Annotated in this window: 18 protein-coding genes; all 18 read left to right on the forward strand. The window is 41.4% G+C overall.

Annotation, left to right across the window (positions count from 1 at the left end):
• Positions 1–91: 91 nt before the first annotated feature.
• The 18 genes from FGQ85_RS12440 (at position 92) to FGQ85_RS12525 (ending at position 26,826) form a co-directional block, all read left to right on the forward strand.
• Entirely contained in the window at positions 92–967 is an 876-nt protein-coding gene (locus tag FGQ85_RS12440; protein ID WP_347563097.1) for a relaxase/mobilization nuclease domain-containing protein, read from the forward strand.
• A gap of 2 nt (positions 968–969) precedes the next feature.
• Positions 970–1,776, forward strand: a complete 807-nt coding sequence (locus FGQ85_RS12445) for a PcfB family protein (RefSeq protein WP_004614511.1) — start codon at positions 970–972, stop codon at positions 1,774–1,776.
• Positions 1,776–2,768, forward strand: a complete 993-nt coding sequence (locus tag FGQ85_RS12450) for an ArdC family protein (RefSeq protein ID WP_110102387.1) — start codon at positions 1,776–1,778, stop codon at positions 2,766–2,768. The genes FGQ85_RS12445 and FGQ85_RS12450 overlap by 1 nt, the downstream gene beginning before the upstream one ends.
• Positions 2,769–2,851: 83 nt before the next feature.
• Positions 2,852–3,163, forward strand: coding sequence for a hypothetical protein (locus FGQ85_RS12455; RefSeq protein WP_004614509.1), 312 nt, complete (start codon positions 2,852–2,854; stop codon positions 3,161–3,163).
• A 40-nt stretch (positions 3,164–3,203) separates the two neighbouring features.
• Positions 3,204–3,458 (forward strand): DUF4314 domain-containing protein, encoded by a 255-nt coding sequence (locus FGQ85_RS12460; RefSeq protein WP_227084817.1) that lies wholly within the window; start codon positions 3,204–3,206, stop codon positions 3,456–3,458.
• Positions 3,459–3,481: 23 nt separating this feature from the next.
• Positions 3,482–5,206, forward strand: coding sequence for a VirD4-like conjugal transfer protein, CD1115 family (locus FGQ85_RS12465; protein ID WP_179976722.1), 1,725 nt, complete (start codon positions 3,482–3,484; stop codon positions 5,204–5,206).
• A gap of 87 nt (positions 5,207–5,293) precedes the next feature.
• Complete coding sequence (locus FGQ85_RS12470) at positions 5,294–5,611, forward strand: hypothetical protein (protein ID WP_006426976.1); 318 nt, start codon at positions 5,294–5,296, stop codon at positions 5,609–5,611.
• An 87-nt stretch (positions 5,612–5,698) separates the two neighbouring features.
• Entirely contained in the window at positions 5,699–6,541 is an 843-nt protein-coding gene (locus FGQ85_RS12475; protein WP_171027960.1) for a hypothetical protein, read from the forward strand.
• Positions 6,542–6,546: 5 nt separating this feature from the next.
• Entirely contained in the window at positions 6,547–6,978 is a 432-nt protein-coding gene (locus FGQ85_RS12480; protein WP_055215240.1) for a DUF4313 domain-containing protein, read from the forward strand.
• A 3-nt stretch (positions 6,979–6,981) separates the two neighbouring features.
• Positions 6,982–7,422 carry a PrgI family protein gene (locus tag FGQ85_RS12485; RefSeq protein WP_023923453.1) on the forward strand — a complete coding sequence of 147 codons (441 nt, stop codon included), beginning with the start codon at positions 6,982–6,984 and terminating at the stop codon, positions 7,420–7,422.
• Complete coding sequence (locus FGQ85_RS12490; protein ID WP_055215243.1) at positions 7,409–9,745, forward strand: VirB4-like conjugal transfer ATPase, CD1110 family; 2,337 nt, start codon at positions 7,409–7,411, stop codon at positions 9,743–9,745. Before FGQ85_RS12485 ends, FGQ85_RS12490 begins: the two co-directional genes overlap by 14 nt.
• Positions 9,745–10,095 carry a hypothetical protein gene (locus FGQ85_RS12495; RefSeq protein WP_006426970.1) on the forward strand — a complete coding sequence of 117 codons (351 nt, stop codon included), beginning with the start codon at positions 9,745–9,747 and terminating at the stop codon, positions 10,093–10,095. The genes FGQ85_RS12490 and FGQ85_RS12495 overlap by 1 nt, the downstream gene beginning before the upstream one ends.
• 29 nt (positions 10,096–10,124) lie before the next feature.
• On the forward strand, positions 10,125–11,816 hold the full coding sequence (locus FGQ85_RS12500) for a lysozyme family protein (protein ID WP_006426969.1): 1,692 nt from the start codon (positions 10,125–10,127) through the stop codon (positions 11,814–11,816).
• A 170-nt stretch (positions 11,817–11,986) separates the two neighbouring features.
• On the forward strand, positions 11,987–14,248 hold the full coding sequence (locus FGQ85_RS12505; protein WP_007884642.1) for a glycoside hydrolase domain-containing protein: 2,262 nt from the start codon (positions 11,987–11,989) through the stop codon (positions 14,246–14,248).
• Positions 14,249–14,328: 80 nt separating this feature from the next.
• Positions 14,329–14,889, forward strand: coding sequence for a hypothetical protein (locus tag FGQ85_RS12510; RefSeq protein WP_006426967.1), 561 nt, complete (start codon positions 14,329–14,331; stop codon positions 14,887–14,889).
• 403 nt (positions 14,890–15,292) lie between these two features.
• A complete protein-coding gene (locus FGQ85_RS12515; RefSeq protein ID WP_138373597.1) occupies positions 15,293–16,006 on the forward strand; it encodes a LytTR family DNA-binding domain-containing protein in 714 nt (237 codons plus the stop codon).
• Positions 16,003–17,277, forward strand: coding sequence for a sensor histidine kinase (locus FGQ85_RS12520; RefSeq protein ID WP_138373598.1), 1,275 nt, complete (start codon positions 16,003–16,005; stop codon positions 17,275–17,277). Before FGQ85_RS12515 ends, FGQ85_RS12520 begins: the two co-directional genes overlap by 4 nt.
• A 192-nt stretch (positions 17,278–17,469) precedes the next feature.
• Positions 17,470–26,826 (forward strand): DNRLRE domain-containing protein, encoded by a 9,357-nt coding sequence (locus tag FGQ85_RS12525; protein WP_243128554.1) that lies wholly within the window; start codon positions 17,470–17,472, stop codon positions 26,824–26,826.
• Positions 26,827–26,875: the final 49 nt, after the last annotated feature.

Consider the following 26,875-nt stretch of genomic DNA (forward strand, 5'->3'; position numbering starts at 1 on the left):
GTTGTAAGTCCGGTTCGGGGGCGAGTGTCCGGAAACCTACCGCAGCAATGCGGCAAGGCGCTGGGTACTTAGCCTACGGAACTCTGTGAGCATGGCAGACGGGCGTAAGTACCACAGCAATGCAAAGAGTTATTATACGGAGATCCGGAAGATCTCCGATGAGCTGTGCAGAAAATATGGTCTGTCTATCATTGAATCCAATCAGAAAAAATCAATCCCTTATGTACAGTGGAAAGCAGAACAGGAAGGAAAGCCGACATGGAGAACGGCGATCCGTTTGGATATCAGGGAATCGGTACAGGAAAGCTACTCCTGGTCACAATTCCTAAAAGAGATGGAAAAGCGGGGTTATACATGGAAACTGAACAGGAAATACATTTCTTTAAAAGCTCCGGGAATGGAGCGGTATATTCGTCTGCGTTCCCTTGGAAAAAATTATTCTGAAGAGGAAATACGTGGGCAGATACTACAGCCCAAGGTGAAACGAGTCTATCAAAAGGCAGTACAGATTCATCCCAAAAAGAAACTGACCGGGATTCAGGCACTGTATTATTCCTATTTATATCAAATGGGGGTACTGCCAAAAAGACCGAAAAGGAGTCCATACGCTGTCAGAGAGGATATCCGGAAACTGGATCAGAGGATTGAACAGATTGAGTTTTTAATGAAGCATGACATTACGACCAGAGAACAGCTTGCCACATACCGTGAGCCGTTACAAAAGCAGATTTCAGAACTGATGAAGGAACGCAGAAAGCTCTATCGGAATGACAGTGAAGACAGTGGAAAAGCACGGCTGTCTGAAATCAATGAGGAATTAAAAAATCTCGGAAAAGAAGTCCGTATGACCGTCCGGATTGAAAAGCATTCATTGGAAATCGAAGAAAGACTTCGAAAGGCAGAAGAACAAAACCAGAATGAGAAACGTGTGGAACACAAAGAAAAAGAGAGTCAGGAGGTGAGATAAGTATGAATTACGGAGCAGAACCGGCAGATCAGGTGGTGCGGTACAGTCTGGAAGGAATGGAATACTCTTTGAAGATTACCGGAAATGTGGCAAAGCATGTGGCAATCTTTATTGCGGCCGCCCTGAAAGATCAGAAAAAGACAAGAGGGAAAACAAGGCTTACCAGAATGTTAAAGGAACAGCGCCCGATGAAATTTTTTACCGTTCCGGGTGACCGCTTAAAAGAATTTGCGAAAGAAGCCAAAGCGAGAGGTATCTTATATGTTGTCATCAAAGATAAGGTGAATCCGGATCAGACAGAGGTCATGGTATTTGCAGATGATGCAGCAAAGATGAACCGGGTATTAGACCGGATGAATCTGGATTTTGTAAAAGCAGAATCAGGCTCTATGGTTACAGAAGCAGTGGAAAAAGAGAATGCACCGGAAAAGGCAGAGAACCAGATGGAAAAAGAAACCGGGGAGAATGTACGGACAGAGACTGTTGTCCTGCCGGAAGGCAAGATAGAATTTGAACTGGATGATGCGGAAGAAATGTTCCAGATCGGGGATGAGGCTTTCCCGGAAGGAAATTTTACACATGCGCAGGAGGGGAAAGCAAAGAATCCGTCCGAACCTTTCTCGCGCAACAAAAATATTTCTTCCGGTCGGGAAACTAGCTGGGAAGAAAAGAATGAAAAACCATCTGTGCGGAAAGAACTCGGAGATATCCGTAAGGAACAGGAAGAGAAACGTAAGAGGCCGGACAGACGGAAAAATGCCAGAGAGAGCAGGAAGAAACGTAAGAATATGAAAACGAAAGGCAGGTAATGTATATGGATTTAACAGACATGATTTCAGGTGGAACGGAAGAACAGCAGATTCCTGAACAGAAATTGACCAAGGAAGAATATGCAGCCAAGAAGCAGCAGGAAAGAGAAGAGGTATGGGCTGAAGTAGATTCACAGGCACAGGGAGTTTTTCAGGATGGAGAAAAACTGAAAGGCTTTCTGGATTTTATGGCAGAGTGTAATACACAGAGAACTCCGAATCTGCTTTTGATCTACGGACAGCATCCGGATTTTAAGGTGGTAAGGTCTTATGAACGCTGGAGAGAAGAACACCGTTCAGTAAAAGCAGGGGAGCATGGCATTACTTATATGATTTCCACTGAATACGAAAAAGACGGAGAAATGCGGAGAGGATATACGATCGGAAAAGGATTTGACATCAGTCAGATGTCAGGAAAGCCATTAGAAGAACGCCCACAGCGAAGTCTGACAGAACTGGTAGGAGTTGTCTTAAAAGACCAGTCGGTGCGTGTACAGATTGAGGATAATCTGCCAGACAAAGTGCAGGCCCAGTACAATCCGAGATACCGTACCATTTATATCCGCAACGGAATGAGTGAAGTAACGACATTCCATGCACTGAACAGAGAACTGGCATGTGCAGCACTGGACCAGCATACCGGAACCTACAGCCGACAGAAAGTCAGCGCACAGGCATATTGTGCGGCCTATGTGATTGCAAAACGTTATGGTGTGGATGTTACCGGATTCAATCTGGAGTATATTGCACAGAGAAATGAATGTGGAAAGAAAGATCCGCAGGAACTGAGAGACTTTTTAAATGATGTCCGTCAGGCTTCCTACAGTATACGAAACCATATCGAACGCAATTTTGGTGCAAAGGAACAGGAGTATATAACCGATGAGTTCGCAATCGGAGACCCTGTAAAAATACCGGAAACCAAGGATGAAAAACCATCTGAACAAGTATCCGGAAAAGAGAAAAAAGCAAAGAGCCAGCCGGAACGATAAAAGTGAAAAAGTTGGACGGTTGGAGTAGCTATTACGGAGGTCTTGTGATATGGTTGGTGTAATAAAAAAAGGAGGTCAGCCAGATGACAAAATACTATTTGAAGATGGATAACATTATGAAAAATATGTTCGTGGTGGCACTGAATGATGAGCTGCAGGCACAGAGTGAGCAGGATGAATGTTTGGAAGAAACGAAAGCTCTTCTGAAAAAAGTAAGTGAATACGACCTCGCCCAGAAACGGCTGCAGATTACAGCCGGGGAACAAAGGCAGATCCGTAAGGCACTGAACAGGCTTAGAAGTAAATATCTTGCAGCCGGAAGATATAGTGATGGAATAGATAAAATCATTATTCAGGTTGCAAAACCGAATACCACCAGACACATGTTCTGGTAGAGAAAGGAGTGGTTGATTGGTCATTTATTCAAGAGAAAAAGTGGCACGACTTAGAGAACAATATCCGGCAGGAACAAGAATCTGTCTGGATTCGATGGACGGAGAAGCGGGTATGCCGCAGGGACTGGAAGGAACTGTGCAGTATGTGGATGATGCAGGTCAGCTCGGCATCAGTTGGGACAACGGCAGAAGTCTCTCACTGATACCGGGAGTGGATTCCTTTCATAAGAAAGAAGGACAGGAACATCCAGAAGAAAAGCCACGCAAGAAAAGAGAATCTGACTTGCAGAGATAAGTAAAAAAAAGCAGGACTTGGTTCTGTGTCTTGTCTTTCTGCCATTTGTCTGGTGGGCGGCAGCGATTACCGCTTGTGCCATTGCACCGGATAAGAATTTTATTCAAATCTTAGAAACGCTGAGCGAAAAACTCGAACAGCCGTTTTTTATCACGTATACACCGTATACGTTCAAATGTATTCTGATATTCACAGCAGCCTATTTCTTAGGCATTGGTATTTATGAATCCCAAAAAAGAAATTATAGAAGAGGTGTGGAACATGGTTCCGCAAAATGGGGCAACGTGTCCGAAATCTGCAGACGTTACTGCGAAAAACGATACACGCAAAATCTGCTTTTAACACAGCATTTCCGTATGGGACTGGACGGCTATAAGCACAAACGAAACCTAAATGTGCTGGTAGTCGGAGGTTCAGGAGCTGGAAAGAGCCGGACGTATGCAATCCCAAACATCATGCAGTGCAACTGTTCGATGGTGATTACTGATCCCAAGGCAGAACTTTTGCGTAAAACCGGAGGTGTTCTGGAACGGAATGGATATGAAGTCCGGGTTTTTGATTTGATCAATCCGGAGACTTCCTGGTGTTATAATCCGTTTGCGTATGTCTGGGATGATAAGGATGTACTGAAGCTGATCAATAACCTGATCCGCAACACAACACCGAAGGGAGCGCAGAGTTCAGACCCGTTCTGGGAGAAGTCCGAGACTGCACTTTTACAGGCACTTATGCTGTATTTGCTGCATGAGGCTCCACCGGAAGAACAGAACTTTCCGATGATCATGGAAATGCTTGGAAGCGCTCAGGTCAAAGAAGATGATGAGGATTACCAGTCCCCATTGGACATTTTGTTTGAAAGACTGGAAATGCGGGACCCGGAGAGTATTGCGGTCAAGCAGTATGCCATTTATAAGCAGGCAGCCGGAAAGACTGCAAAGTCTATTTTGATCTCGGTTGGTGTCCGTCTGGCAGCTTTTAACCTGAAACAGATTGCAAATCTGACCTGTACAGACGAACTGGACTTATACAGTATCGGGGAGAAAAAAGTAGCACTGTTTTGCTGTATTCCGGATGCCGACACCAGCATGAATTATCTGGTCGGCATGATTTACAGTAATCTGTTTCAGACACTGTATTATGTGGCAGACCGGAAGTACGGAGGAAGGCTTCCAATTCCGGTACACTGCATTATGGATGAATGGCCAAACGTAGCCTTGCCGGATGATTTTGACAAGATTCTGGCAACCATGCGTTCCAGAGGGATTTCCTGCAGTATCATCATCCAGAATATCGCACAGATGAAAGCCTTATTTAAAGACTCGTATGAGAGTCTGATCGGCAACTGCGATGAATTTTTATATCTGGGTGGAAATGAAAAAGAAGGACATAAGTATGTCTCGGAATTATTGGGAAAAGAAACATTGGATACCAATACCTACGGACAGACAAAAGGGCGTAGCGGCAGCTATTCGGTGAATTATCAGCAGACTGGAAGGGAACTTTTAACACCGGATGAAATACGGCTTTTAGATAACCGCAAAGCGATTTTGTTTATTCGTGGGGAGCGTCCGATCATGGACGATAAATATGATTTAAAAAAGCATGTGAATTTCAGATACACAGAGGACGGTGGTGCATCGCCTTATGATTATGCGAAAACACCACTGGCTCACGACGACCTAAAGATTGACATTAACAGATTAGACGACTACGAACTGCTGTCTACCGAAGACATCCTTGGTGAATAGCAGTTTTTTGATGGATTGGAGTGATGTGTATTGAAGAAATTTCTCACAGGAGAAAAGAATAGAACAAAAAAGAATACAACTGAAAAAATGACAACCCCGATGCCGATGGGGAGAAAACAGAAAAAGTGGATGAGCCTTTACATGGCACTGGTACTGACCGTAACGGTTGGAGCAACGACCGCATTCGCAGCCGGTGATCCGTTGTCCGTTATCAATAACCTGTCTACTTTTATTTTTTCCCTGATTCGTGCAATCGGTTTGATTTTGCTTGGATTTGGTGTTGTGCAGGTTGGTCTGTCTTTAAAAAGCCATGATCCAAGCCAGAGGGCAAATGGATTTCTGACACTGGCCGGAGGAGTAATTATTACGTTCGCCAAAGAAATCCTGGATCTGATTATGGCGTAAGCCTCTTTGAAAAAGTATATCAGGAAACAGCAGGAGTGCCGGAAGGTACTCCTGCATTCAAAAGTATGTTCAGGGAGGTGAAAGTTTTTGAGCGATAACTGGATTGTACAGAATCTGAACTCTGCGTTGTCTACATGGAGTGAAAAGATGGCAGAACTGTGGACACTGCTTACTGAAAATCCGGCAACTTTTAAAGGCGGCGGCATCTGGCGGATTATGACCAATATCAATGATGCACTGACAGCTATTGCCTATGGATTACTGGTGTTGTTTTTTGCAGCCGGAATCATTAAAACGTGTGGCAGTTTTACAGATCTGAAAAAGCCGGAACATGTGCTAAAAGCATTTATCCGGTTTGCACTTGCTCAGGGAGCAATCACGTATGGAATGGAACTTATGCAGGCACTGTTTTCCATTGTGCAAGGAATCGTGACAACCGTAATGAGTGGCTCCAGTATGGCAGGAAGCGTGACGGAACTGCCAACGGAGATTGTAGATAAGATCGAGAGTGTGGGAATGCTGGAATCCATTCCATTGTGGATTGTCACACTGCTTGGCAGTCTGCTGATCACCGTATTGTCATTTGTGATGATCCTGACAGTGTATGGCAGAATGTTCAAAATCTATATGTATACGGCAATCGCCCCGATTCCGATTTCCTCGTTTGCAGGAGAACCCACGCAGTCTATTGGAAAGAACTTTATCCGTTCTTATATAGGCGTGTGTCTGGAAGGGGCAATTATTGCACTGGCGTGTATTATCTTTTCTGCTTATGCGGCAAGTCCTCCGGCAGTGGGAGATACGGAGCTGAGTGCAGTTACAATCGTGTGGAACTATGTAGGAGAACTGGTATTCAATTTATTGGTACTTGTTGGAGCAATTAAGGCATCTGACCGTATTGTCAGAGAAATGATGGGACTTGGAGGTTAAAAAATATGGATACAAAGAAAACATTAAGATATAACTGGGAATTCGGACGTGAGACAGTAGCGATACGAGTGAGCTCTTATCGGAACAATGGGAATTTATATGTAGGACTCTGCCATAAGGAAGGGAGAGACTGGGAAGATTTTGGAGATGTAACCATTAATCTGCCCTATCAGTTCTTAGAGCCAAATGAGGCTTTTATAACAGGAGATTTTACCAAGGATATGCTTCATTTTATCAAGGAACATAAACTTGGAAAAGTGTTGAATGAAACAGGAAGATCAGGATATGCAACCTATCAGAAGGTAGCGTTTGACCTTGCAAGACTTGCGGAATTTGATCCGGAAGGCGTTGCGGAACACTGTAGATTTGCCGGGATAGAAGTACCGAAAGAAAAACCACAGAAAACGAAGAAACAAAACAGGGGAGAGGAACGATAATTTATGGAAGTAAAGATGAACAAAGAAATCAGGGACTATCAAGAATCCATGTTTATGGGACTGGACCTGAGACAATGTGTGTGTTCTGTTCTTGCGATTCTTACAGCAATCGGAATTTACTTTGGAATGCGTGATATTACCGGACAGGAAATAACCGGATGGCTGTGTGTGCTTGGTGCTGCTCCATTTGCTGCCTGTGGCTTTTTCAAATATCATGGTATGACAGCCGAACAGTTTTTATGGGCAGTGATCAAATCCGAATTGCTGTATCCGAAGAAACTGGTGTTTCAGTCGGAAGATATCTACTACTCCTGCATGCAGGAGACCATCTCGCTGGGAGAAAAGAATCAAAAGGATGGAGCGGAAATCATAAAAGAGCGGGAGCAAAAAGCAGAAGCAAAACAGAGAAAGAAACGCAAGGGAAGGAGTGATGCCTTTGATTAAAACCTTAAGTCAGGCACTTCGGATGGATAAGGAACGCTTCAAAGTTCCGAAATCCGTCCAACAGGCAATTCCCATCCAGCGAATCTGGCCGGATGGAATTTTTCAACAGGGAACGAAATTCTCAAAAACATATCGTTTTACAGATATCAACTATTATATTGCGAGTAAGGACAATAAGACAGAAATGTTTCTGGATTATTCTGAACTCTTAAATTCACTGGATTCCGGCATTTCTGCCCAAATTACCATCAATAATCGGAGAATCAATAAAGAAGAATTCGAAAAGTCTATTCTGCTTCCAATGAAGGAAGATGGACTGGACCACTATCGGGAAGAATACAACGAAATGCTCCTGTCTAAGATTACAGGAACAAACAACAGCATCTATCAGGAACGGTATCTGACCGTCAGTGTACATAAAAGATCGATTGATGATGCAAGAACCTATTTTGCACGTATCGGAACAGACATCGTAACACATCTGGCAAAGTTATCGTCCACAGCAGAAGGACTGGACGCAGAGAGCCGGCTCCAGATTTTCAGGGATTTCTTCAAGGGAGATGTCCCACAGGCATTTCCGTTTGATCTGAAACAATTTGCCAAGAAGGGAACAAGTTTCAAGGACTGGATGTGTCCGGATTCTATGGAATTTGAACGTGACCATTTTAAAATCGGTGACAGATACGGAAGAGTCCTGTATATGCAGGATTATGCAAGTTATGTCAAAGATGACATGATTTCAGAATTGTGTGACTTTAGCCGGAATCTGATGTTGTCGATTGACATCCTGCCAGTCCCTACGGATGAAGCGGTAAGGGAAATCCAGAACCGACTGCTTGGTGTGGAAACTAACGTGACCAACTGGCAGAGAAGGCAGAACGCTAATAATAACTTCTCGGCAATCGTACCATACGATATGGAACTTCAGAGAAAAGAAACCAAGGAAATGCTCGATGATCTGACAACCAGAGACCAGCGTATGATGTTCGGGATTTTGACAATGGTACATCTGGCAGACAGCAAAAAGCAACTGGATTCCGATACGGAACTGATTCTGTCAATCGCAAGAAAGCATCTGTGTCAGATGGCAACATTAAAGTGGCAGCAAGTGGACGGACTCAATACAGTGCTTCCTTACGGACTGCGAAAGATCAATGCCCTGCGTACATTGACAACGGAATCAACGGCTGTTTTAATCCCGTTCCATACACAGGAAATCCTGCAGCCGGGAGGTATCTATTATGGGCAGAATGCAGTCAGCAAGAACCTTCTGGTAGCCGACCGGAAGAAACTGATGAATGGAAACAGTTTCCGGTTGGGCGTCAGTGGATCAGGAAAGAGCTTTTCGGCAAAAGAAGAGATTGTGCATCTGGCATTGAGTACCGATGACGATATCCTGATTCTTGATCCGGAGTCCGAATTTACAAAATTAGTAGAGGCTCTGGGCGGACAGGTTGTAAAAGTATCTGCGACATCAGACAATCATCTGAATGCAATGGATATGGACGCAGCCTACGGCAATGAAAAGAATCCACTGATTGAAAAATCGGAGTTTATCCTGTCTGTGTTCGAGCAGTTGGTTGGAGCAGGAAATCTGTCGGCAAAAGAAAAGTCGATTCTGGACCGCTGTGCTGCAGATGTGTACCGGGATTATATCCGAAGTGGTTATACCGGAGAAGTTCCGACATTGAAAGATATGTACCGACAGTTGATGTTACAGCCGGAAGAAGAGGCAAGGGGACTTGCACTGTCATCCGAACTTTTTATCAATGGAAGCCTGAACACCTTTGCACAGCCGACCAATGTGAATAAGAAGAACAGGATCATGGATTATGATATCCGGGAACTGGGGGAACAGCTTATGCCACTGGGAATGCTGGTTACCTTAGACAGTATTTTCAACAGGGTAATTCAGAACTGGAAAGAAGGAAAAACGACATGGATATTTGCCGATGAGTTCTATCTGTTATTCCGCTATGAATACAGTGCAAATTTCTTCTACCGACTGTACAAGAGAATCAGAAAATACAATGGATTCGTGACAGGTTTAACCCAAAATGTTGAGGAACTTCTGAAATCGGACACTGCAAGACTGATGTTGGCAAACAGTGAGTTTTTGATTCTTTTGAATCAGGCAAGTACAGACAGGGAAGAATTGGCAGCTCTTTTGAATATTTCCGAAAACCAACTGTCCTATATTACAAATGTATCGGTTGGCAGTGGCCTAATCCGTTGCTCTGGGAATATCGTACCATTTGAGAATACGTTCCCAAAGAATACAGACCTTTATAAACTAATGACAACAAAACCGGGAGAATCATAATGAAGAAAAAAGAAGAAGTAACGATAACTTTTTATGCTGCAGAGTGCGGTGAGTTCCATGATTTAGGAGAATATACAAAATGCAGAACGCTGGAAGAGGCATATAAAAAGTACCAGAAATATTGTAGAACATCTGCCAATATGTGTCCGGCTATTGAGTTTTCTATTCATGATCCAGAATCAATTTATTCAGACATGGAATATCCATTACCGTTGTCATCAAAAGACAGGGGAGACTTGGAACTTGTGCCATATTACAACGAACATCCACTGGTAAATGAGGCAATCAGACAGGTGGAGCAGTTGCAGAAACAGCAGGAAAAAAAGAAACATCGGGATGTTGCCCGATGAGATAAGAGATACGGAAAGAGGGTGACCGGATGAAAGATATCAAGGAACGGGTAAGGGATAAGAATCCGAAGATTCGAAATCCGGCTGCCCGACTTCCGAAAGAACTGGTTCGCTCAGCGGTTCTGGAAGCAAAAGAAAAGCCAAGGGAACTACATGAAAAAAGCAGTGGGCAGTCAGAATCCCCAACACAGTATGGAACTGAAAAAATAGAATCCGTACAGTACAGAGCGGCGAGTGTGGCAGGAAAAAGTATAGGGAAAACCACATATCAAGGTGGAAAAAAACTTGCTGGAGTGACCTACAGGAAGATAAAGGAAAGAAAAAGCAGACAGGAAGAAGCGAAAGCTGCCGAAGAAGCAATGGAGCAGGGGGCAGAAAGCGGAAAGAAATTAATCAAGTTGAAACCGGAGCAGGCAGCACTTGCCAAGGAGAATGGTAAACGGCAGGTGAAAGCAGCACCGAGAGTGGTAAAAGTATCCGGTCTGTCTCAAGAAAAAATAAAGACACAGGCATCCATGCAGAAACAGCAGATGGAAAAAAGTCTTCAGGCGATGCAGAAAGCAAGAGCAGCCCAGATGGCAAGAAAGTCAGCACAGGCATCGGCAGAAAGTGGAAAAGCAGTCCTTCAGGTAACTGGAAAGGGTTCAAAGTTATCCGTACAGGGAATTACAGCAGCGATTCAAAAAGGGGTAGTAGCTCTTGAAAAAATGGGAAAATGGATTGCTGCCGGAGGTAGTGCATTTCTTCTGGTATTTATTCTGATTGTGGGAATCATTGCAGGAGCAGCTTTCAGCAGTAATTCGGAAAGCTCCGAATCCCTAAGTGAAGAAGTGCTTGCGTATACTTCTGTGATACAGCAGTATGCATCCCAATACGGCATTCCGGAATATGTGTCTGCGATACAGGCCATCATGATGCAGGAATCTGGAGGCAGGGGAACAGACCCGATGCAGTGTTCGGAAAGTCCATATAATACAAGATTCCCACACACTCCTGGTTCTATTACTGATCCGGATTATTCGATAGAGGTTGGAGTACAGACCTTTGCAGACTGTATCAGACAGGCAGGATGCAGCAGTCCACAGGATCTGGACAAGCTGAAACTTGCATGGCAGGGATATAACTATGGAAATGGCTACATAGGATGGGCATTGCAAAGAGGCGGTTATACAGAAGCCAATGCATTGCAGTTTTCACAGGAACAGGCAGCTTCGCATGGATGGAGCAGTTACGGAGATCCCCAATACGTTCCCCATGTGATGCGGTATTATTCCGGTGGCAGCCTGTTTGCTGGTTTGTTTGGTAATCAGCAGATTGTGTCGGTTGCAATGGGGCAGCTTGGAAACAGTGGCGGTCAGAAGTTCTGGAGCTGGTACGGATTTGACAGTCGGGTAGAATGGTGTGCCTGTTTTGTAAGCTGGTGTGCGGATCAGAGCGGTCTGATTGCAAGTGGGAATGTTCCTAAATTCTCATTGTGCAGTGATGGAGTGTCCTGGTTTCAGGGAAAGAATAAGTGGCAGAGTGGCGGAACAACTCCGACAGCTGGAATGATCATCTTTTTTGACTGGGATCATGATGGAACATCGGATCATGTAGGAATAGTAGAAAAGTGTGAAGGTGGAAGAGTTTACACGATTGAGGGAAATTCCAGTGATCAGGTACGGCAGAGAAATTATGCAGTAGATTACAGTTCTATAATGGGATATGGGGTGATAAATTGATGGTTTCTTTCATAATTTGTTAAGGATTTTATAAGGGAGTTAATGAATTCTTTGGAAAATAGTCACAAAATAGGCACAGTTGATTGATAAATTGTTATTGTAACTTTTAGTGATAGACATATAAAGAGTTAGAAATCTTTATAATTGACTTGAATTAGGAGGTAGTGAATATGAGTGATCAGAATGTAAAAGCAGCACAAAAATATTTAAATGCGATGTTTGGTGGACATAAGGATTGGGTAAAACTGGATGAAGATGGAAAGACCGGAACAGCCGTGATGCAGGGAATCATTCGTGCATTTCAGATTCAGAATGGAATCTCAACGATTACAGGAACGGTTGGACCACTTACTATTAATACCATGAAGAAGTTAGCCATTATTACAAAAATGGATCCGAATGATACTCCGCAGGTTAATGTATGCTTGATTCAGTGTGCTCTGTTTTGCAAAGGATATGCTGCTGGAGGAATTACTGGAATTTATTATACATCAGGAGTAAATGCAGTTAAAAAGATGCAGGAAAATGCAGGACTGGAAGTTACGGGCAAAATTGATTGGAAAGTTTGGTCTGGATTGTTATCCCTAAACTGGTTTACAAAGGTTTCTGGTGGGGATTCCAATATTGTTCTTATTCAACAGCAATTAAATAGTGACTGGTCAGATGTTATTGGTGTTGGACCTTGTGATGGAATTGCCTCAAGACAGACAATTTTGTCTTTAGTTGGTGCATTGCAGGCGGCTGAAGGAGTTACAACTGAATTAATTACAGATTTGAATTCAGTTAATTTTGGCGATGCAACAACAAATGCGTTTCCGGGTACATTACAGAACGGACAGAACTCGACGAAATATGTTCCATTTAATAAGATTGCTCAATACGGACTATATTTTAACGGATATAATCCGGGAAGATTCGATGGCGTGTTTGATTCGACTACAGAGTCAAAGGTGTCAGAATTTCAGGAGTTTTATGGTCTGACAGGAATTGGACTTGTAACAAAAGGAAAAGTAAATGTTTCTACTATGAAATCATTGCTTACGAGTAAAGGCGATACAAACAGGGCAGCAAAAGCGTGTGACTGTGCAACAGTATTAAATAAACAACAGGCATTAGATATAAAAAATGCAGGGTATACTCATGTAGGACGTTATCTGACAGGTTCTGTTGGAAAAGAACATACACCGAAATATTTGACATCAACAGAAGTGAAAAACATTGAAAATGCAGGATTATCGGTATTCCCGATATATCAGGATGGAGGATATGAATTAAACTATTTTAAGGATCCGTCCCAGGGAAGTGTTGATGCACAGACAGCAATTTTAGCAGCCGAGAGAATCGGTATACCAAGTGGAACGACTATATACTTTGCAGTGGATTTTGATTGTTATTCATATCAGATTGATACATTTATTATACCTTATTTTGAACAGATTCACATGATCTTTTTCAGTTCGACAAATGATAAAAATTATAAAGTCGGCATTTATGCACCAAGATATGTATGTACTAAAGTTTATGAAGCAGGATTGGCAAGTAAATCATTTGTGGCAGATATGTCAACTGGATTTAGCTGTAATTTGGGATATTCGATGCCGAAGAACTGGGCATTTGATCAATTTTGTGAGTTGAACTCATTTTCTTCATCACCTTCGTTCCCACTGGATAAAGATGCATATTCAGGGAGAGATACTGGATTTAAAAAGTTCGATGCCGTATCGACAAAAACAGATGAGGAAATAGCGCAAGAAAATCTTCGGGCAAAGGTAAAAATAGCACGAAATCAATATGTCTATAATGTAATGGAGCCGCTTGGTTATCTGAATAAAATTATGGATGTGGGTGTGGAGTATGATAAGGAAATTTCACTGGGAACAATGATGAGTCCTCAAGGAGCAATTGATATTTCTACTAAAATATCCACATCGCTTGAAAGTTCAACTGGTAAAATTTATAATATAAAAGTGGATATAGGAAATGATGGAGAATTGACACAAACTTGCAAAAATCAAATTATGGAGATTTCATCAAATTTATCAGATACAGGTATAGAGGGAGCAGATAACTTTGGAAATACGATAGAAAAAATTGCTTTATCGGTTAAATCTGGTAATATTGCTTTTGAAATAAATAATGTTTTTGCCAATAGTGTAGAGTTTTCCATTGTATTTAGTACATCAGATTTGCTGCCAGAAGAGGAAAAAGAGTGGACAATATCGGTTGCTTTGATTTTTACAATGACATTAAATTCTAATAGTGGTCTTGAATTTAATGTTGTAGAATTCACAAAAGAGCATAGTAATATACTGGCAGGAGCCGTAATATTAGTTCTTGCGGGTGCATTAGTTGTAAATGCAATTCCGTCAATTATTGCTTTATTTTCAGCTGGAGCAGGTACTGTTTTTGGTTTGTTGATTCAAGCGCTGTAAATTGTAAAAGAATAAAAGAGACAATGGCCAGAGGTTCGATTTTATAAAGAGGACCTCTGGCAAAAGGGGGATTAAGAAGAATGCATATTAAATCAATTGTGTCAGATGAGGATAGGGAAGAATTAGAAAGAATGCTTTCGCTTGGGTTTATAATTCCTAATCAATTATTTAAAACAAGACAGAAAAGTAGAATGATTATCTATATTTTTACACCTGTAGAATTTTTACTGTCGATTAATTGTTATCTGTCGGAAAGTTATTTGATGTTTGGAATAGGGATTGGAACTTGTGTGGCTTGTGTGGCTTGGATTATTTGGTATCAAATGATTGGTAAAAATTTTGAAAAAAATGTTCATGAATTTGTCTGGGGTAGATCAGGATATGAAACGGTGGATATCGATGAAAACGCAATTAAAATAGATGAAGATCAAATTTATGAATTTAAAAATATTGATAGAATGTTCTTATATAAAAACTTCTTTTTTTTCATAACAAATGAAAAGAAAATATTTATATTTAAAACGACAGATATGGAGTCGGATGAACTTATAAAAATTATTAAAACAACAGGGATTTTATTTGAAAAAAAAGAAAAACCATTTAATATTTATAAGTATTGTAAAAAAGGAAAAAGTTTTTAAAAATAAGCAGAGGATGGTGGATTTATCATCCTTTTAGAGAAGAGCATGTATTTTAAAGGGAATCTGGTTTTGCCAGTCCCTTTTTTGCCATCAAAAACGTTGATGTTTTATCAAATGACGCTAAAAATAAAAAGAATAATGCAGGGGGTGACATTATTAGTTATTGCTGTAATATTTGGATAAAATATAAATAAAACATAAAAAATATAAATAAATTATAAAATGGCGACAGTTTTTTCTTGCTCAAGTGTTTATTATATAGAGGACAAAATAAGACAGCAAAGGAAGTGGTGCTGTTGCATCGGAAAAATGACACAAAATTAGTGATGTCCATTCGGGAAAAGAATTGAAGGGGATTCTTTTCCCCATTTGTCGTGTTACGAAAGACTGAGGGTGAGAAAATATGCTGGAACTTGCAATCTGTGATGATGATATCATCCTGTGTAATTGGTTAGAACAGAAGCTGCTCCATTATGGGAAAGCGAATGACTGTCAGATATCTGTAGAAATATACTATTCTGCGGAGCAGCTTCTTAACAGGCTGGAAGAAGAATCCTACGATATGTTATTCCTTGATATTTGTCTGGAACATGAGAATGGAATTGATATCGGAACAGAGATACGAAAGAAAAATTATGGAAAAGAACTGCAGATTACCTATATTTCAACATATCAGGAATATGCAATGAAATTATTCCGCATCCATCCATTTGATTTTCTTGTAAAGCCGATCCGAGAGGAAGAACTTTTCCGGGTAATAGGTGAATTACGAGAACTGTTAAAAGAACGGAAGAAAATATTTGAATATACAGATACAAAAGGAATCCACAAAATTTCTTATGACAAGATCCTGTATTTTTATAGTCTGGGAAAAAGAGTACATATCGTGACATCGGAAAAAGAATTTGAATATCGAGGAAAATTAAAGGATGTAGCGGATGTAACAGAAGAATATTTCTTACTGATTCACAAGTCCTATCTCATCAATATGGAACACGTGGAGCATTACAAATATGACAACGTGGTTATGAAAGACAAGACACGTCTCAGTATCAGTAAAGCAAATCGCAAGAAGGTCAGGGAAAGACTATTACAAACGGAGAAGAAAAGATTATGAATATCCATTTGATCACTTATCTGACAAGTAAATTATTCTGGATTTATACTGTGTTCCGTTATAATACCATCCTGTATCCAAGAAATGAGGATACACAAAAGCTATTTGCATATTTTTGTGCATATCTACTTTCCTGCTGGGGAAGTATGCAGTGGGGAACGATGTACGGAGATCTGATCTTTGAGCTGATCGCTCTGTTAATTATAACAGTGGCATATCAGGCAGACTGGCAACATCATGTCTGGAATACACTTATGGTATATATTATGGGAATTTTATGTGATGGGATTCCAATCGTGCTCTTTCAACGGTATGCGGTAGCAAGAAATCCGGTGCATCATCACATGGGACCGGGAACTATCGTAATGGGAAATTTTATATTCTTTTTACTGGAAGTTATTATTGAAAGAAAAGTGGATGTAAAGAGAAGTTATTATATAAAGAACCGTCATTGGCTTGCTATGCTTTCTGTCCCGGTGATCAGTATTATAGTCTGTATCAGGATATTGCTGCTAGACAGAAGAGGTGTGCGGTCTACGATTGTATTATTCTTACTGTTTATCAATGTGTTTATTTTTTATCTGCACGATGAGGTTCAGAAAAGTTATATTGAAACAGCAAAACAGGAAGAGATGAAGATTCAGATGAGCCAGTATGCAAAAGAACTGGAGATGATGATGAAATCACAGGACAGGCTGAATAAGATACATCATGATTACAATCACCATCTTACAACAATAGGGGCAATGGCAAAAACGGGAGGAAATGAAGAGATTCTATCGTATCTGAAACAAATGGAGAATATAGCCGGAACAGCCTTATGTCATCATTTATATACAGAAAACCGTAATATGAATAATCTGCTGAATTATATTCTGGAAGATTCGAAATCAGTAATTGAAAATCCAGAGATTTCTGTGGAAATACCGAATCATATAGGGGAAGAACTATTTGATTTAAGTATAATTGTGGGAAATCTTATGGATAATGCTATTCGTGGGACAGCAGCTTCAGATGAAAGGAGATTATCGTTTCAGATGTATTATCGAAAAGGAATCATGAATATCCAGATTGAGAATAGCATAAAAGATACACCAAAAGTGCGGAATGGAATTTATCTGACAACGAAAAGCAGGAAAGAAGGACATGGAATAGGATTACAAAATGTGAAACTCGTAGTAGAAAAGTATCATGGTCAGATGGAGATCTGCCATACGGAGAAATCCTTTCAAGTGAAAATATTATTATATATGAAATTAGATGAAAAATAGTAAGGCGATGGTGTCTTACTATTTTTTTCGACCGATTTCGTCTATTTTTGCCACCTCAAGGGTCATTTTTACCATTTGTGAAAATTTTGTGATTTTTCAGATTATAGTAGTGCAAAAGTCAGAAAAAAAGGAGGGTAGCGGTTATTTTGTAAAGGAATTATAGAAAAAGATTACAAGAGGGAGAAAGAGACTATGAAGAGATTTCGAAAGTCGGCTATAGCCTTAGTACTTGCACTCCTGATGGCACTACAGGGAACAGAACCTATCTTTGTACAGGCAAAAGAGGCCATTGAGGACGTACAGAAGAATGCAGATTTCTCCAGACCAGAGGCTTTGACGGAAGAGGAAGCCGGGATAACAGATTCCACATCTGGAGAACAAGATAAGAGTCAGCAGTCTGATGCGGACGTACAAAATAAAACGACGCCATCAGAAGATACAGAGACTCAGGAAGAACAGACAACTCCAGCGGAAGAAACAGAAGAAAATCCGCAGGAAAAAGAAGTGGAGTTGAAAGAACCTCAGGATTACTATCCGATTCCGGAAGAACCGGAAGGTGAACTGATCGATTATGATGCCATCTCCAAGACTTATAAGACAGGAGACAAGCAGTATACAACCGTTTATGGAGGTTATGTCGGAACTTATAAGAATGAGGATGGAGATACCGAGCTGGTTGATAATACACTTGTAAAACCAGAAGAAGCAGATACTCCGGCATCCGAAGAAGCACAGGAAGCTAGCAGTGCATCGAAGGATGACCAAAAGGAAGAGAAAACAGAAGTTTATCAGAACAAGGCAAATGACTATGCCATTCTTCTTCCAGAACAGATGTCAGAAGAGAATGGTGTAACGATTGAAAATGGAAAGACCAGAATCGGGATCATTCCGGTAGATGGAGATTATACACATTCCGTTATTAAGGACAATGCGATCCTTTATAATGAAGTTTATGAAGGAGCGGATGTTCAGTATACGGTACTGGATTCCAGCATTAAGGAAGATATCGTACTTCAGCAACCAACAGACAGAGAATCGTATGAATATGAACTTCAGATTCCGGGATATCAGGCTGAAGTAAAAGATAATCAGGTATACATTTATCCAGAAGGAAAAACAATCAAAGATGCAAAGTATCTTCTGGAAGCACCGTCTATGGAAGATGCTGCCGGTGAGATCAGTTTCCTGATCACATTGGAACTTCGGGAAGAAGATGGAAAAACAATCCTGACCGTAAAACCAGACAGGGATTGGCTTTCGGCAGAAGAACGTCAGTATCCGGTCAGGATTGATCCGACACCAGTGGAGATTCAGAAGAGTTCCTTTAACATGATCGGTGTGGAAGAGGGAAGTCCAACCAGTCAGATTGGAGACAACAATTATCCGTATGTCGGATTTGATGATGGTATTAAGTCTGGGAACCTTGCAGGATTTGGTACTGCACACCAGAATTGCCGGACTTATATCAAAGTCAATTCTGATTTTAGTCAGATCCCGAAAGATTCAAAAATCGACAGTGCAACCTTTGCAGTGAGCCAGCGGACAGCATATAGTGGTGGTACATCGCAGTTTGGTCTTTACCGTGTGGATCAAACCTGGAACACATCGATTACATGGAAAACAAAACCAATGCAGCTTACATTCCAGGATGTACAGAATGCAAGTACCGCAAGGAACAGTTATATCAATTATGACGTTAAAGATCTGGTAAATGACTGGGTGCAGGGAACGCATGCGAACAACGGATTTGCACTGGTAGCAATCGCAGAGGCAAATAATCTTGGGGCATCCATGCAGTGTGAAGTGCTGAATAACCGAAATTCAGCCTATGGACCGAAGCTCAGTATCCAGTGGTCTCCGGCAGAAGATCCATATCTGCGAGATATGTCACTGGATGAAACAACCATCCTGCTTCGCCCGATGACAGAAAAGAATACAAATGGAAAGCTGAAGTTTGATGCCGTATTTGCAGACGGAATTGCAAAGAGCAAATCTACAGTAGAATATTATCTGCTCCCAGATGAGGAAAATGAAGAACATCACGAAACAGATGCAAAACCATTGTATTCCTATCCAGACAGCACTGAATACAATAAGCAGTTCCCGGAGGCGAATAAGTATTACAGCAAAGATTCCAACTGGCAGAGTGCTTTATATTCAGGACTGACAAAAGATAAACTCTATAAAATAAAAGCAAAAGCATCAAAAGAAATCGATGGCAAACTGGAAACCGGAAAAGAAGTGACCAGTGACAGCTTTGTGATCTATGAAGTGAAGCAGTTTGATACATTCCCAAAGATTGCAAAATATTATGGTGTTCCGCTTAAGAACATTATGAAAGACAATCAGGTTATGGATGCACTGGTAGTCGCAAACAACACGATCTTTATCCGTAACCCACAGACAAATGTTCCATATAGTCCTGCACCGCTTACCGATCAGGATAAGATGCGGATTGACGGAGCATTGATGGGAAGAGGCCTGCACTGTGAATTTGGATTTGAACCAGTCAACTTAAATACTGGTAACTTCTACATGGATCAGTCCGATGTGACGATGAATGAGCTGAATGGGGAATTTTCCATTACAAGAAGCTACAATTCCCAAGGAACAGACCAGCATTCCATGTTCGGACGTGGATGGAGCTTCAACTATGACCAGTCACTTTCTCAGATGGAGGACGGAAGCCTTCTGTATATGAGAGGGGACGGAAGTTATCTGATCTTTGATAAGAATGAAGATGGCAGCTACACTGCTCCGGATGGTTATGTATACGATTTAAAAGCAGTCAGCTATAAAGATACAGACCATGACTACATTGGATGGGAACTGACAGATGCGGATCAGAGTATCTGGTCATTTGATAAATACGGAATCTTACGTTATGTAACGGATGTGAATGGATTTAAGACAGTATTAGATTATGACGATGATTATAATCTGAGCAAGATTACCACACCATCCGGAAAAACATTCGGGGTAAAACAGGATAAATTCGGGCATATCAAGGAACTGTCTCTTCCAGATGGTGGAAAAGTTTCTTACAAATATGATGAGCAGGGAAACCTGATATCTGTAACAGACCCGAATGGAACAACAAAAGAATATCAGTATGATGATGACAGCCGTATGACAAGCTGGAAAGATGAGAATGGCAATACGGTTGTAAAGAATACTTACGATAAAGAAGGAAGAGTTGTAGAGCAGACTGATGCAGAAAAAGGAACGGCAACTTTCAAGTACGGAAAGAGTTCTACTATAACATCGGATAACGAAGGAAATAAGACCGTTTATCATTATGATGATCAGTACCGCACAACATCCATTGAATATCCGGATGGAACAACCTGTGAAAAGACTTATAATGCAGAAAATCAGCTTGCTTCCGAAACGACAGCAGCCGGAACAAAAACTTACACTTATGATGCATTTGGCAATGTAGCAACGGAGACAAGAGAGGATGGAAAGACAGCCTCTTATGCTTATAATGAGCAGAATAAGCTGACCAGTGCAACTGGATATAACGGAGCAACGGTTACTTACAGTTATGACGGTAATGGAAATATGGTCACATCTACAAAACCGGATGGAACAGCCATTACCTATACTTACGATGACAAACATCGTATGGTATCCCAGACAGACGGCAGAGGTGTCACAACAACGTATTCGTATGACGGAGCAAACATGACCGGATATGTGGATGGAAATGGAGCAGCATGGGGATTCACGTATGACGCGATGAATCGTGCAGTTACCATGACAGATCCACTTGGAAATGTAACCTCGAACAGTTACGATGCGAATGGCAATCTGACTTCCAAGACAGCAGCCGATGGCGGTGTGACCGCTTATACACTGGATGGTGTGGGAAATATTACAGCAAGTACTGACGCACTGGGGAATACCACCACTTATACTTACGATAAGATGTACAACATGACCAGTGGTACAGATCCGAAAGGAAATCAGATCAGCTACGTTTATGATAAGAATTATCAGCAGGTCAAAGCAACCGATGCAAAAGGAAATACAATTACTTATAAGTATGACAGCATGGGACGTGTCATAGAAGAGAGTAATAAAGATTTTGGAACAAAGCTCTATGAATATGACAAAGCAGGAAATCTGAAAAAATATACCGATGGAAATGGAAATGCAACCGTATCCAAGTTTGATTCTCTTGGACAGGTGCTTCAGTCCAAAGATGCAGTTGGTAATATAACCAAATATGAATATGACGCATTAGGAAATGAAACCAAGATTACTTATGGAGATGGAAGCAGCCATTCCAAGGAATATGATAACTGCGGAAGACTCGCTAAAGAGACAGATGAATTAGGTGCAGTTACCACTTACGCTTATGATGCGGCAGACAATCTGGTATCAAAATCAGATGACAGTGGAAGAACCTGGACTTATACCTACGATAATACAGGAAATCGCTTAAGTGAAACCAACCCAGAAGGTGGAACTACCACATATACTTATGATAAAGCAGGAAATCTGGTATCTTCTACCGATGAAGAGGGAAGAACAGATACTTATGCTTACGACAAGGCAGGAAATCTGACTACATCCAAAGATGCCCTTGGATATACCGTATCCATGAAGTATGATTTAAATGGAAATCTGGTATCCTCTACCGATGAAAATGGAAATACCAGTGCCATGACTTACGATGGTAATGGAAACATGACATCGGTAAGCGATGCAAAGGGCAACATTACAGCAATGAAATATGATTCCACCGACAATCTGGAACAGACGGTGGATGCCCTGAAAGGAAAGACCACTTACGAATACGATTCACAGGGCAACAGCACAAAGATGACAGATGCCCTCGGCAATGCGTACAGCTATGTATATGATAAAGAGGGAAATAACACATCCATAATACTGCCGACAGGAGACAAGGTGCTGATGGAGTACGATGCCATCGGACAGCTTGTAAAATGTACGGATGCACAGGGACTCGTAATTACCTATCAATATGACGGAGCAGGCAATCTGATCCATTCCTCCGACAATGGCGGAAACAGTATGGATTATACATATGATGGTGCCGGAAATGTACTGACACAGACCGATGAACTTGGCAGGACAGCAACATACAAGTACGATCAGTACGGCAGACTCCTGAAACTTACTGAAGCAGACGGAAGTACCACATCTTATGAATATGATGTTATGGACCGCATTACAGCGGTAACGGATGCGGAAGGTCATAAAACAACCTTTACCTACGATAAAGTCGGCAACCAGTTATCCATGACAGAAGAAGAGGAAGCCACATATAAATACGCTTACGATAAGAAAGACCGGGTTATTTCTCAGACAAATCCACTGGGAGCATCCAGCACCTTTAAGTATGACGGAAATGATAATGTGACGGAATCTGTCGATGAAAACGGTACGGTTACCAAGTATGCTTACGATAAAAATGACAATCTCGTATCCCAGACAGACGGAAATGGAAATACGACAACCTACCAGTATGATGAACTGGACCGCAAGATCGGGGAGACTTCTCCGTTAAAAGAAACAAATGAATACCGTTATGATGCCATTGGAAATCTTACCAAATCAAAAGATCCGATGGGACTTATTACGGAATACAAATATGACAGCTTAAGTAATCTGACGGAACAGATCTCTCCAAAGGGAGCAGTTACCAAATATGATTACGACAAGCATGGCAATGTCATTTCTGCAACGGATGCAAAGGGAAATGAGACACAGTACAGTGTTGACCTGAATGACAATGTCACAAAGATGACACAGGCGAATGGCGGAGAGTATACCTATAGTTATGATAAAGCCGGACGTCTGAAGAGTATGACCAGTCCACTGGGTTATACCAAGAATTTCTCTTATGATAAAGTGGACAACGTGGTAAAAGAAAGCGACAGCTTAAAGAGTACTACCACTTATACTTACGATAAGCTCCATAACATGAAGTCTTCTACCAATGCACTGGATGGAACAACCAGCTTTTCTTATGATAAGTATGGCAATCTGGTGAAGGAGACAGATCCACTTGGACGGAGCAATACCTACAGTTATGACCTGGCAGGCCAGATGACTTCTGCAGCTGATCCGCTTGGTAAGATAACTGCTTATACTTACGACCCGGCAGGAAATATTACTGAGATCACCAAACCGGGTGGAAGAAAGACCAGCTATGGATATGACAAGAATTATAATGTGACATCTGTAACAGACCCGATGGGCTATGTTGCAAAGACCGTCTATGATAAAGATAATCGTGTAACAGAAGAGACGGATGCACTGGGACAGAAGGAATCCTATACTTATGATAAGGACAGCAGGGTAACTTCTATTACAGACAAGCGTGGATTCACAACGGGATTTGATTACGATGCACATGGTAATATTCAGGTTGTTACAGATAAGACCGGATTAAAGAGCCATCTGGAATATGACAAGAATGATAACCTGACCAAAGTAACTGATGCCCTTGGCGGTGTAACAACTTATGGTTACGACAACATGGATAACCTGGTGACCTTCACCAATGCAGCAAATAAGACAACGAATTATACTTATGATCTGGAAGGCAACCTGACATCCATCAAAGATCCGGCAGGAAGAACAGAGAAATTCGACTATGATGAAAAAGGCAGACTGACCGGACATACACAGGCAAGTGGCAAGAAAACCACGTATGATTACGACAAACTGAATGACCTGTTGGAGAAATCATATCAGGACGCAAAAGGCGAGACATCCGAAAAGGACGTGACCTACGCATATAACAGTGCCGGGGAACGGGTATCCATGAAGGATCAGACAGGCAAGAGCAGCTACGAATACGATGCACTTGGAAGAATCACCAAAGTGACAAGCGGTTCGAAAAAGGATGTCAGCTACGTTTATGATGACGCAGATAATCTGCAGGCAATCGTATACCCGGATGGGACAAAGATCAGCTATGAATACGACTTAAATGATAATCTGGTAAAACTGACAGACCGTAATAGAAAAGTAACCACTTACAAGCATGATGCACTGAACCGTGTGACAGAAGTTACTAGAAGTAATGGAACAAAGACGGAAGTATCTTACGATGCAGAAGATCATATCACAAAGATTGTGAATACCTGTGGTTCCTGCGGCAAAGTAATCAGTACTTATGAGTACAAGTACAATGATCAGGGATATGTAGTTGGAGAAACAGCTACGGAACTGGAAGCTGGAACAAGAAAGACGCCAAGCTGGGAAGACTGGTACAACTGGGGCGATACACAGAAAGAGACAGACAAAGCAGACTGTGAGCATCAGGAAAAAGAGATCCAGACGACACGTACCTATGAATACGATGACAACTGGGAACTGACACGCTGTACAGAAAAAGCAGAGGGCGGTAAAAAGACAGTCCATAATTATACTTATGACAAGATTGGAAACCGGACCTCTTACGAGAAGATCGAGGATGGTGTCAGCAAAGCAAAATATAACTATAAGTACAACGATTCCAACCAGCTCATCAAACGCACCAATGCAAAGATCTGGGGCGATCCGGGAACAACCTACAGCTATGATAAAGATGGCAATCTGATCCAGGAATGTGATAAGACAAACAGTGCAGATCCGGTTACTTATGAATACACAGCAGAGAATCGTTTGGCAGTAGTAAAACAGGGTGGAACAGTCCTGATGGCAGCCATGTACGATGGAGATAACAACCGGGTATTCGAACTTGATAACACCTATAAATGGGAAGACTGCTATGGCGATGAAGTCCTGATCCCGGCGAACCAGCGTACCGAAGATGGAAACAGCCCGAAAGAGCAGCTTGCCTCTCTGGTAAAAGGCGGTTCCAATGCCAAAGGATACACACTGACAGAGTATATCAACGATATCAATCGCGAGAATACAGAAGTCCTTGCAGAGTATGGAGCAGACGAGAAAGTACGTCAGGCTTATACTTATGGAGAAAGTGGAATCGGAGAACGGGTAAGCGTTGATAAATCGGAAGAAAGCAGTTATTATTTATATGACGGAAGAAACAGCGTGACCGGAATCCTGACCGAAACAGCTAATCTGACGAACAGTTATCAGTATGATTCATACGGTAACCTTACATCAGGAACAGCAGACGGTGTCAATTACTACGGTTACAATGGGGAGTCCACAAATGTAAAAACAGGACTTCAGTATCTGCGGGCAAGATACTATAACGCAGAGAACGGAACCTTTACAACTGAAGATAGTGACCTTGGAACGACAGAAAATCCATTGACCAGAAACCGCTACGATTATACGACCAATAATCCGCTGAATTACAGTGATCCGACAGGACATTCATTGTGGAGCAGGATTAAGAGTACAGCTAAAAAAGCAGCGAAAGCAGTCAAGAGTGTCGGCAAGAAAATCGTTAATACTGCGAAAAAGGTAGTCAAAACAGTAGTAAATACAGCTAAGAAAGCAGCAAAAACTATTGTTAACACAGTGAAGGGGGTAGCAAAAACTGCCAAAAATGCAGCTAAACATGCAAAACAGACATATCAATCTGTGAAAAATCGTGTAACCAGTAGCAGTACATATCAAAAGATCACATCCAGAGGAAGTCAGTTTATTCGTTCTGTAAGCAATGGGGTACAGAAAATTGGAAAAACTTATACATCTTTCAAATCCTATGTTTCAGAAAGAACGGCAGAAATCCGCTCAGAAGTGGTACGACATATGTGTACGACAACAAATCGTATTACAGATAAGCTTGGAAAAGTAGACTGGAATGCGGTGAAAAAAGTAGCCATTGGTATAACTGCGGTTACAGTTTCTGGTCTTGTAGTTGCTGCAACAGGCGGTTTGGCTGCAGGAGCAGTTCTGGCAGCATTGCCAGCAATGGGTGGCTTAGGAACGGCGATGGTTTCAGGAGCAGTTATTGGAGCTATTGGTGGAGCTTCATATAGTGCAGTGAATTCAGGTTTGTCTGGAAATAGTCTGAAACAAGTAGCAAAAGATACGTTAGTCGGTGGTATTGCAGGAGCAGTGACAGGTGGCGTTATGGGTGGCCTTAGTTATGGGGCTGGGAAACTTTTGAATGTAGTAAGGAGTGCAGGAAGTACCCATAATGATGGGATTGATAAATCGTTTAAAAAATTAGTTGCAGAAGTAACCGAAACAAAATTGCCAGAAGGCACTTGGGAAAAACCACCATTAGAGCGAGGAGATATTATTGACAAAGCTATGGGAAATAACTTGGGACACAATTTCCCGACCATAGATAAAGTAGAAAATGGTGTTGTGACTAGTGTTAAAAGCCGAGACTTAGGTGCAAAGACTTATCAAAATGGTAATAAATTGGAAAAGGTAATTGTCAAGGACATTAATAAAGTTTCAGGATTTATAGGAGAAACATTTAATGGTAAATTTGTTAATGCGGAAGAAATAGTGGGTAGACAATTACAAGTAGTTGTTCCAAATGTAACATTAAGCGAAGCTCAGATAAATGCAGTTAATAATGCTACAAAACATGGTATTGATAAAGGTGTTAAACTCATTATTACAGTAGGAAAATAATAGCAAAGTAAATAGCTTAAGGGGAATATTTTATTCCCCTTAAGTAATA

Origin of the sequence: Pseudoflavonifractor sp. BSD2780061688st1 E11 (genome assembly GCF_005844125.1) — a bacterium.
Taxonomy (GTDB): domain Bacteria; phylum Bacillota; class Clostridia; order Lachnospirales; family Lachnospiraceae; genus Sellimonas; species Sellimonas catena.

Bases quoted from the DNA above. Each gene is read 5' to 3' on its own strand.
- FGQ85_RS12515 (WP_138373597.1), top strand. From the start codon at position 15,293: ATGCTGGAACTTGCAATCTGTGATGATGATATCATCCTGTGTAATTGG.
- FGQ85_RS12500 (WP_006426969.1), top strand. From the start codon at position 10,125: ATGAAAGATATCAAGGAACGGGTAAGGGATAAGAATCCGAAGATTCGA.
- FGQ85_RS12505 (WP_007884642.1), top strand. From the start codon at position 11,987: ATGAGTGATCAGAATGTAAAAGCAGCACAAAAATATTTAAATGCGATG.
- FGQ85_RS12490 (WP_055215243.1), top strand. From the start codon at position 7,409: ATGCCTTTGATTAAAACCTTAAGTCAGGCACTTCGGATGGATAAGGAA.
- FGQ85_RS12480 (WP_055215240.1), top strand. From the start codon at position 6,547: ATGGATACAAAGAAAACATTAAGATATAACTGGGAATTCGGACGTGAG.
- FGQ85_RS12455 (WP_004614509.1), top strand. From the start codon at position 2,852: ATGACAAAATACTATTTGAAGATGGATAACATTATGAAAAATATGTTC.
- FGQ85_RS12440 (WP_347563097.1), top strand. From the start codon at position 92: ATGGCAGACGGGCGTAAGTACCACAGCAATGCAAAGAGTTATTATACG.
- FGQ85_RS12485 (WP_023923453.1), top strand. From the start codon at position 6,982: ATGGAAGTAAAGATGAACAAAGAAATCAGGGACTATCAAGAATCCATG.
- FGQ85_RS12525 (WP_243128554.1), top strand. From the start codon at position 17,470: ATGAAGAGATTTCGAAAGTCGGCTATAGCCTTAGTACTTGCACTCCTG.
- FGQ85_RS12450 (WP_110102387.1), top strand. From the start codon at position 1,776: ATGTATATGGATTTAACAGACATGATTTCAGGTGGAACGGAAGAACAG.
- FGQ85_RS12445 (WP_004614511.1), top strand. From the start codon at position 970: ATGAATTACGGAGCAGAACCGGCAGATCAGGTGGTGCGGTACAGTCTG.
- FGQ85_RS12470 (WP_006426976.1), top strand. From the start codon at position 5,294: ATGACAACCCCGATGCCGATGGGGAGAAAACAGAAAAAGTGGATGAGC.
- FGQ85_RS12520 (WP_138373598.1), top strand. From the start codon at position 16,003: ATGAATATCCATTTGATCACTTATCTGACAAGTAAATTATTCTGGATT.
- FGQ85_RS12495 (WP_006426970.1), top strand. From the start codon at position 9,745: ATGAAGAAAAAAGAAGAAGTAACGATAACTTTTTATGCTGCAGAGTGC.
- FGQ85_RS12510 (WP_006426967.1), top strand. From the start codon at position 14,329: ATGCATATTAAATCAATTGTGTCAGATGAGGATAGGGAAGAATTAGAA.